The 12,525-nt window shown below is 75.1% G+C and carries 13 protein-coding genes and 1 pseudogene; 9 read left to right on the plus strand and 5 right to left on the minus strand.

Going from position 1 to position 12,525, the window contains the following annotated elements; genetic code table 11:
- From BMW62_RS18515 to BMW62_RS18530, 4 genes and pseudogenes are all read right to left on the minus strand, one after another.
- Positions 1–321 (minus strand): annotated as a pseudogene (locus BMW62_RS18515) (hypothetical protein); the annotation flags it as partial.
- 56 nt (positions 322–377) lie between these two features.
- Complete coding sequence (locus BMW62_RS18520) at positions 378–1,022, minus strand: hypothetical protein (protein ID WP_091934069.1); 645 nt, start codon at positions 1,020–1,022, stop codon at positions 378–380.
- Entirely contained in the window at positions 1,019–1,552 is a 534-nt protein-coding gene (locus BMW62_RS18525; protein WP_139206305.1) for a hypothetical protein, read from the minus strand. Before BMW62_RS18525 ends, BMW62_RS18520 begins: the two co-directional genes overlap by 4 nt.
- 89 nt (positions 1,553–1,641) lie before the next feature.
- Positions 1,642–3,120, minus strand: a complete 1,479-nt coding sequence (locus tag BMW62_RS18530; protein ID WP_091934074.1) for an aldehyde dehydrogenase family protein — start codon at positions 3,118–3,120, stop codon at positions 1,642–1,644.
- A 97-nt stretch (positions 3,121–3,217) separates the two neighbouring features.
- Here BMW62_RS18530 and rpe point away from each other — a divergent pair, with 97 nt between their 5' ends.
- The 8 genes from rpe to BMW62_RS18570 all read left to right on the plus strand — a co-directional run bounded on the left by rpe (position 3,218) and on the right by BMW62_RS18570 (position 9,194).
- On the plus strand, positions 3,218–3,889 hold the full coding sequence (rpe, locus tag BMW62_RS18535; RefSeq protein ID WP_091934077.1) for a ribulose-phosphate 3-epimerase: 672 nt from the start codon (positions 3,218–3,220) through the stop codon (positions 3,887–3,889).
- Positions 3,886–5,043, plus strand: a complete 1,158-nt coding sequence (gene ribD / locus BMW62_RS18540) for a bifunctional diaminohydroxyphosphoribosylaminopyrimidine deaminase/5-amino-6-(5-phosphoribosylamino)uracil reductase RibD (RefSeq protein WP_244524152.1) — start codon at positions 3,886–3,888, stop codon at positions 5,041–5,043. Before rpe ends, ribD begins: the two co-directional genes overlap by 4 nt.
- A complete protein-coding gene (locus BMW62_RS18545) occupies positions 5,044–5,679 on the plus strand; it encodes a riboflavin synthase (protein WP_091934079.1) in 636 nt (211 codons plus the stop codon).
- A complete protein-coding gene (locus BMW62_RS18550; RefSeq protein ID WP_091934082.1) occupies positions 5,676–6,995 on the plus strand; it encodes a bifunctional 3,4-dihydroxy-2-butanone-4-phosphate synthase/GTP cyclohydrolase II in 1,320 nt (439 codons plus the stop codon). Before BMW62_RS18545 ends, BMW62_RS18550 begins: the two co-directional genes overlap by 4 nt.
- The gene (ribH, locus tag BMW62_RS18555; RefSeq protein ID WP_091934085.1) at positions 6,992–7,519 is read left to right on the plus strand and encodes a 6,7-dimethyl-8-ribityllumazine synthase; all 528 of its coding nucleotides are present in this window, start codon (positions 6,992–6,994) and stop codon (positions 7,517–7,519) included. Before BMW62_RS18550 ends, ribH begins: the two co-directional genes overlap by 4 nt.
- Positions 7,516–7,779, plus strand: a complete 264-nt coding sequence (locus BMW62_RS18560) for a phosphoribosyl-ATP diphosphatase (RefSeq protein ID WP_091934088.1) — start codon at positions 7,516–7,518, stop codon at positions 7,777–7,779. Before ribH ends, BMW62_RS18560 begins: the two co-directional genes overlap by 4 nt.
- An 87-nt stretch (positions 7,780–7,866) precedes the next feature.
- On the plus strand, positions 7,867–8,733 hold the full coding sequence (gene hisG, locus BMW62_RS18565; protein ID WP_091934090.1) for an ATP phosphoribosyltransferase: 867 nt from the start codon (positions 7,867–7,869) through the stop codon (positions 8,731–8,733).
- Positions 8,733–9,194 carry an SSI family serine proteinase inhibitor gene (locus tag BMW62_RS18570; RefSeq protein ID WP_091934093.1) on the plus strand — a complete coding sequence of 154 codons (462 nt, stop codon included), beginning with the start codon at positions 8,733–8,735 and terminating at the stop codon, positions 9,192–9,194. Before hisG ends, BMW62_RS18570 begins: the two co-directional genes overlap by 1 nt.
- Before the next feature lie 30 nt (positions 9,195–9,224).
- On the opposite strand, the gene BMW62_RS18575 is transcribed toward BMW62_RS18570, so the two are convergent.
- The gene (locus BMW62_RS18575; protein ID WP_091934095.1) at positions 9,225–10,232 is read right to left on the minus strand and encodes an oxamate carbamoyltransferase subunit AllH family protein; all 1,008 of its coding nucleotides are present in this window, start codon (positions 10,230–10,232) and stop codon (positions 9,225–9,227) included.
- A 392-nt stretch (positions 10,233–10,624) separates the two neighbouring features.
- Between BMW62_RS18575 and BMW62_RS18580 the strand changes: the two genes are divergently transcribed.
- Complete coding sequence (locus BMW62_RS18580; RefSeq protein ID WP_091934098.1) at positions 10,625–12,430, plus strand: PucR family transcriptional regulator; 1,806 nt, start codon at positions 10,625–10,627, stop codon at positions 12,428–12,430.
- Positions 12,431–12,525 lie beyond the last annotated feature (95 nt).

Genomic DNA, 12,525 nt, shown 5'->3' on the forward strand with positions numbered 1-12,525 from the left:
CTCGTCGGGCACGAACTCACTCGCCCCCGCCGGGCCGCGGTCCCCGGCCCGCTCACCCCCAGGTGGCGGATCGGAAGGCGCCGGCCGGGCGGCCGCGAGGTCCATCACCAGCTCCACCCGCAACGCGGCCAGCTTCGCCTCGGCAACCACGATCTGGCCGAGCAGGTCGGCGGCCTCCACCGCGCCGCGCCGGGCCGGCAGCCACGCGGACAACGGCTCGTCCCACCGCTGCGGATCCGGGTCGGCCAGCTCCCACGGCGAGGGCAACGGGTCGACCGGGGACACCGTCACCCCGACCGCGAACCCGACCACCACCGACATGACCGCAGGCTAGACAGGGCCTACGACAATTCCCGCAGGTCGACGCCGCGCGAGAGTCAGCCGGTCAGCCCCGCGACCAGACCGGCCAGCAGACCGATCACCAGCACGGCTGTCATCGCGAGCAGTGCCGTGCGGGGCCGGGTGGACCAGCGCTCGGCGAGACCGGGCGGCGACACCTCGCGGGGCGGCCCGGGCGGGGCGGCGAGCCACCGCCGGGCCTCCTCGACCCGGCGCCGCCACCACACGAGGAAGCCCACGGCCCCGCCGGCGACGAGGAGCGCAGCGGGCACGGTGGAGCCGGGCCGGTCCCAGCGGGCACCCAGCAGCAGGCCGGCCGGTCCCAGCGGGACGATCCAGACCAGCCAGCCGACGCCCATCTGGTAACGCGCTCGGACGTCGGCGCGCTCGCGCAATCCCGGGCCGGGGTCCAGCCGGTGACGGAGGGCGTGGCCGATCCGGTGCGCCTCGGCCGACCGGGCACGCAACCGTGGGTTCAGCAGCACCACCAGTTGGCCGATCAGGACGATCGCCGTCAGGACGCCGATGGCGACCCAGGCCGCGGCGCCTTCCCACACCGCCCACCGTCCCTGGAGGGTGACAAGGCAGGTGAAGAGCAGTGCCACCCCGGGCAGGGCCAGCCAGTCATCACGGCGCCCGCGGCGTTCGACAGAGGACCAGTCGACGTCCGGACCGGTGCTCACGACGGATCCTCCGGGCGCGGTGGCGGGTGGTCGGCGAGCCACTGCTCGGTCCGGCCCCGCTTCGCCCGCAGGCCCACCAGCAACCCGGCCGCGAACGTGACGCAGAGCGCGGCTGCGAGCACCGGTCGGACGTCGTCGCGGAGCCCCGCGGTGACCGCGCACGCCAGTGCCAGGATCCCGAAGACCGCACCGACGGCCCCGCCGGCGACCGGCAGCTCCCGGAGTTCCCGTCGGGCCACCCGCAGCGCCGCCGTCCGCAGGCCAGGACGCGGGGAGGTGCCGGTGCGCAGCGCAGCGCTGATCTCGACGGCGGCGAGGTACTGCTCCCGCCGGCGCCACCACCGCCACCGTTCGGCCAGCGCCGAACCGACCAGGCCGCCGAGCAGCGGGTACACGCCGCCAGGTCCGGCCAGCGCCCACAGCGCGGTGGCGATCACGAGCAGGGAGCCGACCAGCAGGGCGTAGTGCTCGCGGGCCTGACGGCGGACGTGCCGGCGGAGCCAGTCCGGCACTTCCACCTCGGGGACCATCGCAGCCAACCTAGGGAACCGGACTGCGCCGTGGCACCGCCATCACCTCATCGTGTGCGCCGCTTCCGGGAGCTCACCTGGGTGAGCCCTCAGAAGGGGTACTGCCGCCGGGTGTGCTGGACGCTGATCCAGTGGTCGGTGGTGAACTCCTCGATCGCCCACTCGCCGCCGAAGCGGCCGAGCCCCGAGTCCTTCTCGCCGCCGAACGCGGTGTTGTTCTCGTCGTTGAGCGGGGAGTCGTTGACGTGCGTCATGCCGGCCTCCACCTGCAGGGCGAAGTTCACGCCGCGCAACGTGTCCCGGGTGAAGACGGCGCTGGAGAGCCCGTACTCGGTGTCGTTGGCGATCGCGAGCGCATCGGCCTCGTCGCGCGCCCGGATGATCGTCGCGACCGGGCCGAACACCTCCTGGCGCGCGGTGGCGACCTCGTTGCCGCCCAGCAGCACGTGCGCCGGCAGCACCGAGCCGATCGGGCCGGTGGGATCGCCGCCCAGCAGCTGCTCGGCGCCGTCCTCCCGGGCCTGGGCGACCTTCTCCTGGATGCCCTCCAGCTGCTTGCTGTTGATGATCGGGCCGATCACGGTGTCGCCCTCGCGCGGGTCGCCGGCCTTGAGCCCGCGCACCCGCTCCACGTACCGGTCGACGAACTCGTCGTGCACCGCGCCGTCCACCACGATCCGGTTGGTGATCATGCAGACCTGGCCCTGGTGGAAGAACTTCCCGAAGACGGCGGCGTCCACGGCGTAGTCCAGGTCGGCATCGTCGAGCACCACCAGCGGGCCGTTCCCGCCCAGCTCCAGCGAGAGCTTCTTGAGCCCCGCCTTCTCGGCGATGCCCTTGCCCACCGGAGTGGAGCCGGTGAAGGACACCACGCGAGGCGTCGGGTGGCTGACGATCGCGTCACCGATGTCGCTGCCGGAGCCGATCACCACCGACAGCAGGCCCGGCGGGAGGCCCGCCTCCTCGTAGACCTTGGCGAGCAGCAGCCCGCCGGTCACCGGGGTGTCGCTCGCCGGCTTGAGGACGACGGCGTTGCCCAGCGCCAGGGCGGGGGCGACCGAGCGGTTGGCCAGGTGCATCGGCACGTTCCACGGGCTGATCACCGCGACCACGCCGACGGGGCGGCGGTAGACGCGGCTCTCCTTGCCCTCGACGTCGGCCGGCAGGATCCGGCCCTCCATGCGGTAGGGGTAGGACGAGGATTCGTGGAAGTCCCGCAGGGTGATGGCGAACTCGAACTCGGCGGCCGGTGCCGCGGCGCCGCTCTCGCGGATGTGCCAGTCGACGATCTCGTCCTTGCGTGCCTCCATGATCCGGGCGGCGCGGCGCATGACGTCGGCGCGGTCGCTGGGCAGCCGGGCGGCCCACTCCCGCTGCGCCTCCTTCGCCGTCGCGTAGGCCTCGTCGAGGTCCTCGGCGTTCGCGAGCGGGATCTCGGTCAGCGTCTCGCCGGTGTAGGGGTCGGTGTCGGTGCCGGTCTTCCCGGCTCGGCCGGCCCGCCAGGTGCCGCCGATGGGCATCCGGTCGAAGCCGTCGTAGCGCGCGGGTGCGGTGGTGTCGGAAGCCATGGGTCCGGCCCTACCCGGTCGTCCGCAACGGACACCCGGTCGGGCGCGGGCGGGAGGCGGCACGGCCGTGATCGCGGCGCCCCTAGACTCGGCGGACGTGTCCCGGGAACCGCTGATCGCGCCCAGCCTGCTGTCCGCGGACTTCGCCCGCCTGGCCGACGAGGTGGCGCGCGTCGCCGACGCCGACTGGCTGCACGTCGACGTCATGGACGCCCACTTCGTCCCGAACCTGACCCTGGGCCTGCCGGTGGTCGAGGCGATCCAGCGGGTCAGCCCCGTGCCCCTGGACTGCCACCTCATGATCGAGGACCCCGAGCGCTGGGCGCCGGGCTACGCCGAGGCAGGAGCGCGCAACGTCACGGTGCACGCCGAGGCCTGCACCGATCCGCGGAAGGTGGCCCGGGACCTGCGCGCCGCCGGTGCCCTGGCCGGGCTGGCGATCAAGCCCGGTACGCCGCTGGAGGACTACCTCGACGTCCTGGGCGACTTCGACACCTTTCTGGTGATGAGCGTCGAGCCCGGGTTCGGCGGCCAGTCGTTCATCGCCGACGTGCTGCCCAAGGTGCGCCGGGCCCGGGAACTGGTGGACGCCGGGGAGCTCCGGCTGCTGGTCGAGATCGACGGCGGCATCAACGCCGGCACGATCGAGCAGGCCGCCGAGGCCGGCGTCGACATGTTCGTCGCGGGCTCGGCCGTCTACGGCGCCGACGACCCCGCGAAGGCGATCGCCGCGCTGCGCGCGCAGGCCGCCGCCGCGATGCGCGGGTGAGCCTCTCCCCGGCGGAGCGTTCCGCGAGCATCCCGGCGCACGAGTCCAGCGCCACGATCCCGGCGCACGAGTCCAGCGCCACGATCCCGGCGCACGAGTCCAGCGCCATGGCCCGGGCGCGGGAGCTCGGCGCCACCGTCCTGGGGACGACGAGCCCCAACCCCGCGGTGGGCGCCGTGGTCCTCGCCGCCGACGGTGACGTGGTCGGCGAGGGGGCCACGCACCCGCCCGGCGGCCCGCACGCCGAGGTCGTCGCCCTGGCGCAGGCCGGGGCGCGGGCCCGGGGCGGCACCGCCGTCGTCACCCTGGAGCCGTGCGCGCACACGGGGCGCACCGGTCCGTGCGCCGACGCGCTGCTGGCCGCCGGCATCGGCCGCGTCGTCGTCGCCGTGCCCGAACCCACCGAGCTGGCGGGCGGGGGAGCGGACCGCCTGCGGGCGGCCGGGGTCGACATCGTCCTGGGCGTGGAGCAGGAGGCCGCCGAGCGCGGCGCGCTGGCCGGCTGGCTCACCGGTGTGCGGGAGCAGCGGCCGTACGTGATCTGGAAGGTCGCCGCGACCCTCGACGGGCGGGTCGCCGCGGCCGACGGCAGCAGCCGCTGGGTCACCGGGCCCGAGGCGCGCGCCGAGGTGCACCGGCTCCGGGCCGGCTGCGACGCCGTCGTGGTCGGTTCGGGCACCGCGCTCACCGACGACCCGCAGCTCACCGTCCGCGACGCCGACGGCCGGGACGCCGACCGGCAGCCGCTGCGCGTCGTCGTCGACCGCCGGGACCGGCTGCCGGCCACCGCCCGGGTGCTGGACGACGCCGCGCCCACGCTGGTCAGCCACGCCGCGACCCCGGCGGAGCTGCTGGCCGAGCTGTTCGACCGTGACGTCCGCCGGGTGCTGCTCGAGGGTGGCCCGACCCTCGCCGGCGCGTTCCTGCGCGCGGGGCTCGTCGACGAGGCCGTCGTCCACCTCGCGCCCAAGCTGCTGGGCGCCGGGCCCTCCCTGGTGGGGGACCTGGGAATTCCCGGGATCGGCTCGGCGCTGACCTTCTCGGTCGCCGACGTCCTCCCGTTGGGTGGGGACGTGCAGATCCGGCTGCACCCCACCCGGCACACTGGTGGGGTCACCCGCACCGGCGGGGACGGCACGGACGGAGGGAGCTGAGTGTTCACCGGCATCGTCGAAGAGGTGGGCACCCTGGCCGCCCGGGAGGACCACGGGCGAGCCGGGGACGAAGCAGCCGTCCTGAGCATCCGCGCCCGCACCGTCCTGACCGACGTCTCCCTCGGTGACTCGATCGCGGTCAACGGCGTCTGCCTCACCGTCACCGGCGTGCAGCCCGGCGACGACGGCAGTGGCGTCTGGACCACCGACGTCATGGCCGAGACGCTGCGCCGCAGCAGCCTCGGTGCGGTCGCCGAGGGCCAGCCGGTCAACCTCGAGCGCGCGGTCGCCCCGCACACCCGCCTGGGCGGGCACATCGTCCAGGGCCACGTCGACGGCGTCGGCCGCATCCTCTCGCGCACCCCCGGCGAGCACTGGGAGGTCGTGCGGATCGCGCTCCCGGCCGACCTGTCCCGCTACGTCGTCGAGAAGGGCTCCATCGCCGTCGACGGCGTCTCGCTGACCGTGAGCGCAGTCAGCGCCGCGGCCGACCCCGACCCCTGGTTCGAGGTCAGCCTCATCCCCACCACCCTCCGCGAGACCACGCTCGGCGCGCGCGCCCCGGGGGAGCCCGTCAACCTGGAGGTCGACGTGATCGCCAAGTACGTGGAACGTCTGCTGGGAGCACGAGCATGAGCGAGCCACGCACCCGGCTGGACTCCATCGAGAGCGCCATCGCCGCGATCAAGGACGGTCGCCCGGTCGTCGTCGTCGACGACGAGGACCGCGAGAACGAGGGCGACCTCATCTTCGCCGCCGAGCTCGCCACCCCGGAGCTCGTCGCGTTCATGGTCCGGTACACCTCCGGCTACGTCTGCGTGGCCGTCACCGAGGCCGACGCCGACCGGCTGGACCTGCCGCCCATGCACCGGGTGAACCAGGACCGCCTCGGCACCGCCTACACGGTCACCGTCGACGCCCGCGAGGGCGTCACCACGGGCATCTCCGCCGCGGACCGCGCGCACACCATCCGCACCCTGGCCGCCGCCGACACCACCTCGGCGGACCTCGCCCGGCCCGGCCACGTCGTGCCGCTGCGCGCCCGCGACGGTGGTGTGCTCCGCCGCCCGGGCCACACCGAGGCCGCCGTCGACCTCGCGCTGCTCGCGGGCCTGCGCCCGTCGGGGGTGCTCTGCGAGATCGTCAGCGAGAAGGACCCCGTCGGCATGGCGCGCGGCGAGGAGCTGCGGGTCTTCGCCGACGAGCACGACCTGGTGATGATCTCGATCGCCGACCTGATCGCCTACCGCAAGCGGTTCGACAAGCTGGTCGAGCGGGTGGCCGAGGCGATCGTCCCCCTGGCCCCCGGCACCTTCACCGCCGTCGGTTACCGCAGCTCCTACGACGAGCGCGAGCACGTCGCCTTCGTCTACGGCGAGATCGGCGACGGCGAGGACGTGCTCGTCCGCGTGCACTCCGAGTGCCTCACCGGCGACGTGTTCGGCTCGCTGCGCTGCGATTGCGGCCCGCAGCTGCAGGCGGCGCTGGCCGCCGTCGCCCGGGAGGGCCGCGGCGTCGTGCTCTACGTCCGCGGGCACGAGGGCCGGGGCATCGGCCTGCTGCACAAGCTGCAGGCCTACCAGCTGCAGGACATGGGCGCCGACACCGTCGACGCCAACCTCGACCTAGGCCTCCCCGCGGACGCCCGCGACTACGGCACGGGCGCGCAGATCCTCGTGGACCTGGGTATCCGCACCATGCGGCTGCTCACCAACAACCCGGCCAAGCGCGCCGGCCTGGAGGGCTACGGGCTGCGGGTGCTGGGCCGGGTCTCGCTGCCCAGCCACGTCACCGCGGAGAATCTTGGCTACCTGCGCACCAAGCGCGACCGCATGGGCCACCTGCTCGACATCATCGAGCCGGAGACGGAGTCCGGTCCGGCCGACGCCCCGGGCGCCACGACGGTGCCGGGCACCGGCGTGCCCCTCGGCCAGGACGAGCAGCCGGCATGAGCGGGACCGGAGCACCGCAGGCGGTGCCGGTCGACGCCACCGGGCTGACCCTCGGCATCGTCGCCACCACCTGGCACGGGGAGATCTCCGGGGCGCTGCTGGACCGCGCGGTCGCGGGCGCGCGCGCGTGCGGGATCGCGGCCCCGACCGTCGTCCGCGTGCCGGGCGCGGTGGAGCTGCCGGTCGTGGCGCAGGCCCTCGCCGAGCGGCACGACGCGGTCGTCGCGCTCGGCGTGGTGGTGCGCGGCGGGACGCCGCACTTCGAGTACGTGTGCGACTCGGTCACCGCGGGGCTGACCCGCGTGGCGCTCGACGCCGGACGGCCGGTCGGCAACGGCGTGCTGACGACGAACGACGAGCAGCAGGCACGCGACCGGGCCGGGCTGCCGGGCTCGGCCGAGGACAAGGGCTGGGAGGCCACCCTCGCCGCGCTGCAGACCGCGCTCGTGCTCCGCGAGCTGCGCAGCCCGCAGCGGCAGACCGGGTTCTCCGCCACCCCCGTCGGCCAGGAGGCCCGTCCGTGAAGACCTTCGACAGCCTGTTCGCCGAGCTCACCGCGAAGGTGGTCGCCGGCGACGCCGACTCGGGCACCGTCGCGGCCGTGCGGGACGGCGTGCACGCGGCCGGCAAGAAGGTCGTGGAGGAGGCCGCCGAGTCGTGGATGGCCGCCGAGCACGAGGGGGAGGAGCGCACCGCCGAGGAGATCAGCCAGCTCCTCTACCGGGTGCAGGTCCTCATGCTGGCCCGGGGTCTCACGCTCGACGACGTCTACTCTCACCTCTGAAAGGACCTCGTCCCTCCCCACGACACGCTTCGCGCGCCGCGGGCCCCTGGGACGAGGCCGTTCCATTCCCTCGCTAGGAGACCTCGAGTGCTGCGCGTCGCTGTGCCGAACAAGGGTGTGCTGAGCGAGCCGGCGGCGGAGATGCTCGCCGAGAGCGGTTACCGCCAGCGGCGCAGCGCCAAGGACCTCGCCGTCTACGACCCGGACAACGACACCGAGTTCTTCTACCTGCGCCCCCGGGACATCGCCGTCTACGTCGCCGCCGGCACACTGGACGTCGGCATCACCGGCCGCGACATGCTGCTGGAGACCGCCCCCGCCGACGGGGAGGGCCCGAGCGCGGTGGAGGTCATGCCGCTGGGCTTCGGCCGCTCCTCGTTCCGGTTCGCCACCCCGGTGGAGTCGGAGATCCAGGAGGTGGAGCAGCTCGCCGGCAGGCGGATCGCCACCGCCTACCCGGTGCTCCTGCGGCGCTACCTGGACGAGCAGGGGCTCAAGGCCGACGTCGTGAAGCTCGACGGCGCGGTGGAGACCGCCTGCCGGCTGGGCGTCGCCGACGCGGTCTGCGACGTGGTGGAGACCGGGACGACGCTGCGCGCCGCCGGGCTGCACATCATCGGGGAGCCGGTGCTCAGCAGCGAGGCGATCCTGGTGCGGCGCCAGGGCTCCGAGGAGATCCCCGCGGTGGCGCAGCTGCGCCGGCGGCTGCGCGGCGTGCTGGTCGCCCGGCAGTACGTGATGCTCGACTACGACTGCCCCAACGAGCTGCTGGAGCGGGCCACCGCGGTCACGCCGGGCATCGAGGGGCCGACGGTCAGCCCCCTGCAGACGCCGGGCTGGTCGGCCGTGCGCGCGATGATCGCCCGCACCGAGACCAACCGGGTGATGGACGAGCTGTGGGAACTCGGCGCCCGGGCGATCCTGGTGACGAGCATCCACGCCTCCCGCATCTGATGAAGGTGGTCGCTGCCGTGCTGCTCCTGGCCGGCGTCCTCCTCGGTGCCTGCGCCGGCGGTGCGGGCACCGGCGGCGACGTCGGGACCGACGGCTCGACGGCGTCGGGCGTCGCGCAGGCCGAGGACGACCTGCGGATCGAGCTGGACCGCGGGGACGGGACGCCGCCGGAGACGTGGACCCTGACCTGCGGCGCCCGCGTCGGCGGCACCCACCCGCAGGCCGAGGCGGCGTGCACGCACCTGGCCGGCATGTCGGAGCCGTTCGCGCCGCTGCCCGAGGATCTGGTGTGCACCGAGCAGTACGGCGGACCGCAGACCGCGCACGTCACCGGTCGCTGGAACGGGGAACCGGTGGACCTGCAGCTGTCCCGCGTCGACGGCTGCCGGATCTCCCAGTGGGACTCGCTCGGCCCGCTCCTGCCCGTGCCGGTGGGGGAGCGGCCGGTTCCGCTCGGCTGAGCGCGCCCACCTCCTCCGCCGGCGCCCGGCTCAGCGGACGCGGGCGGTGCGGTCCACCAGGTCGATGGCCGTGCACAGGCCCAGGGCCATGGCCCGCCCGCTGGTGGCCCCGGTGGCCAGCAGCCGCGCGATCGCCGGGGCCAGCGGGCGCTCGCCGACCAGCCCGCGGAGCACAGCGGCGTACTCGCCGCTGACCTGCCCGGCGGCGGCGTGCCGCAGGAGGGCCCGGGACAGCTCGGTGGTGCGGCCCCCGGCCAGGGAGCACACGCCGGAGGCGAAGCGCTGCGCCGCGGGGTGGCCCAGGAGCACCAGGCCGGCGATCGTGCCGGCCACGACGTCGTCACCGGCCGGCGTGAGCCCCGGGCCCAGGCCGATCAGCCGGGTGGCGGTGCGCAGGGCCGCCTCCAGGTCCGCCCGGCGCACCGCGCCGCGGAGGGCCGCCAGGGGGCCGCCGGGACCGGTGGGCAGGCCGGGCAGCGTGAAGGAGCTGTGCGGGAGGCCCTCGCCGTAGAGGGCGTTGCGCAGCTGGCGGACGCCCTCGGGCAGCAGCGCGGGGCGGCCACCGGGCAGCCGGGGGCGGGGGTCCCACCAGGCGGAGGCGCTGACGGCGAGGTCGCCGACGACGATCCGCCCGCCGCCCACCTCCGCGGGTGCCCCCGCGGGGACCGCGACCAGCGGGCGCCCGTTGCCGGGGCGGAAGAGGACGCAGCCCAGCGGCAGGCGGGCGGCGTCGCTGGTGAGGACTCCGACGACCTCGCCGCCGCCGCGCTCGCCGAGCACCTGCACGTACACCGCGGCCGGCACGCTGAGCAGCACGCGCGCGGGACGGACCGGGCCGCGCAGCACGTCGGCCACGGCGGTGCTCGCGGCGGCGGGGACGGCGGCGGGCGTGGGGGCCACCGGCGCCGGACGGGCGGCGGCGCGCGCCGATTCCCGGGGCAGGGGGATGGTGGGAACCCCGGCCCGCGCGGCGCGGCCGCGCTGGGCGAGGTGCTCGTTCGAGCCGGTCCGGACCTCGGTGTCGTCGATCGCGCGCATGGGACGCCCTCCACCCCGTCGGGACGGCGGAGGCCGGTGGGTCGGCGCTCCACCCTCGCCCACCCGCTCCCGAGGAGGGTGCACGGGCTCCTCACGGAGCGCCTACCATCCAGCGAGCAGGTGGAACGAGGTCGAACCTAAGCGGCGCGTCGCACGCCCTCTTATGGCGGATATCGCCAAGAATGGGGGTCGGCGTCCGGGGACACCTGACAGGCATCTGCCGTGTGGCACCCTGGACGACGACTGGAAGGGGATGCCTCGTGACACAGAGTGATGCGTCGCTCATGTCGTCTACCCACGGTAATGGAACCACCCCGTTCCGTCGCAACTGGGCGGTCGCCGAGTCGCCCCGCTCCGACCGGCGCGGCGAGCGCGCCAGCTGGCAGCAGCGCATGGGTCTGACCGTCGAGGAGGCCCTCGGTCTCCCGGTCCTCGCCGGCAGCACGGTGAGCAGCGGGGCGGCCGGGCTGGGCCGGGTCATCCGCCACATGGTGGTGGACGACCCCGCCGATCCGCTGGCCGCCGCCGGTCCCGACGTCCTCGTCGTCCTGGGCGCCCGGCTGCCGCCCGCCGACCCGGCGAGCTGCCGGGCGCTGGTCGAGCGGCTGGACGCCACGGGTACCGCCGCGCTCGCCTTCCGCCGGGTCGACGGGCCGCCGCCGCTTCCCGCCGAGGTGCTGGCCGAGGCCGAGCGCCGGGGGCTCCCGGTGCTCGCGCTGCCGCCGGCGGCCCGCCTCGACGAGATCGTCTCGGGTGTGCTGGGCGCCGTCGTCGCCAAGCAGGGCCAGGCCCTCGCGCTCTCCTCCCGGATGGACGACGAGTTCACCGAGGTCGCGCTCACCGGCGGTGGCCTGGCCGAGGTGACCCAGCGGCTGGCCGTGATGCTCGAGGGCGCCGCGGTGCTCGGCCTCGGCCCGGATCGCGAGGTCGTCACCAGCGCCGGCCCGGCCGACGACGTCGCCGAGATCAGTGACTGGCTCTGGCTCCTCGACGCCGCCGCAGACGACGAGCTGGCCGCGATGGCGCCGTCGCTGCGGTTGTCGGGGGTCCGCGCCGACCAGACGGTGGTCACGCCCGCCGACCTGGACGCCGACCTCTCGCCCGCCGACGGCATCCTGCTCGTCCCGGGCCACCACGAGCTCCCCGGCGGCATCGGCGAGTACGCGGTGGCGCCGATCATGGCGGGCGAGCAGCGGCACGGCTGGCTGGTCGCCGTCCACCGCACCGGCGCGATGATGCTGGGCGCCGGTGGCGTGCTCGAGCGGGCCGCCGTCATCGCCGCCCTCTCGGTGATCCGCCTGCAGGCCGTGCACTCGGTGGAGCTGCGCTTCCAGGGCGACCTGGTCCGCCGGCTGGTCGGCGGCGCGGTGGGCCACACGGAGCGGACGCTGGCCTACACCCGCTCCTTCGGGTGGCGCCTCGACGGTCCGGTGGCGGTGCTGGTGACGGCGACCGAGACCATGGCCGACGCCGCGGCGGACCCCACCCGTGCCCTCGACGTCCTCGACCGGCTCGCCGACGGCTGGCGCGCCGCCCTGGAGTCGGAGGTCGCGGGCGCGGCGGTCGCCGGGCTGGCCACCGAGATCGTGACGCTGCTGCCCCTGGACGGGCGCACCCTCGAGGAGCTGTCGGCCCTCGTCTCCGCGGTGAGCTCCCGGGTCAACGGGCGGTTGCGCCGGGTCGGCCGCGTCCTGGGCACGGGCATCGGCCGGCCCGCCGGATCGCTGTCCGAGCTCGCCGAGGCCCACCGGCAGGCCCAGCGCGCCCTCGGCGTGGGGCTGGAGATCCACGGGGCTTCGGCGGTCACCCACTTCGACCAGCTCGGCGTCTTCCGGTTGCTGTCGCTGATCCCCGACAGCACCGAGCTGCGCTCCTACGTCGACGAGGTGCTCGGCCCGCTGGCCGACGCCGTCGACGCCGACTCCGCCGATCTCCGGGAGACCCTGCGGGTGCTGCTGGAGACCAACCTCAACGTCGCGGAGTCGGCCCGGCGGCTGCACTTCCACTACAACACGATGCGGTACCGGATCGGGAAGCTCGAACGCATCCTGGGGCCGTTCACCACCGACCCGACGCTGCGGCTGAACCTCCTGCTGGCCCTGCACGCGGCGCGCATGCGGGGCTTGGACCAGCCTGCCCGCCCGCCGCTGGACGGCGGCATCGGCCTGCCGGACGACGGCTTCGACGCACTGCTCTGACCGAGGTGCCGGTCCGCCCCACCGACCAGGAGCGCTGAGGTCACCGTCGCCGGGAGTGCTGATCGCCGCCGGGCGCCGTCCTGGCTCACCTGGCG

The organism is Blastococcus sp. DSM 46786 (assembly GCF_900109665.1).
Classification (GTDB): Bacteria; Actinomycetota; Actinomycetes; order Mycobacteriales; family Geodermatophilaceae; genus Blastococcus; species Blastococcus carthaginiensis.

Bases quoted from the DNA above. Each gene is read 5' to 3' on its own strand.
- BMW62_RS18580 (WP_091934098.1), top strand. From the start codon at position 10,625: ATGGGTCTGACCGTCGAGGAGGCCCTCGGTCTCCCGGTCCTCGCCGGC.
- BMW62_RS18550 (WP_091934082.1), top strand. From the start codon at position 5,676: ATGAGCGAGCCACGCACCCGGCTGGACTCCATCGAGAGCGCCATCGCC.
- BMW62_RS18570 (WP_091934093.1), top strand. From the start codon at position 8,733: ATGAAGGTGGTCGCTGCCGTGCTGCTCCTGGCCGGCGTCCTCCTCGGT.
- BMW62_RS18530 (WP_091934074.1), bottom strand. From the start codon at position 3,120: ATGGCTTCCGACACCACCGCACCCGCGCGCTACGACGGCTTCGACCGG.
- BMW62_RS18525 (WP_139206305.1), bottom strand. From the start codon at position 1,552: ATGGTCCCCGAGGTGGAAGTGCCGGACTGGCTCCGCCGGCACGTCCGC.
- BMW62_RS18575 (WP_091934095.1), bottom strand. From the start codon at position 10,232: ATGCGCGCGATCGACGACACCGAGGTCCGGACCGGCTCGAACGAGCAC.
- ribH (WP_091934085.1), top strand. From the start codon at position 6,992: ATGAGCGGGACCGGAGCACCGCAGGCGGTGCCGGTCGACGCCACCGGG.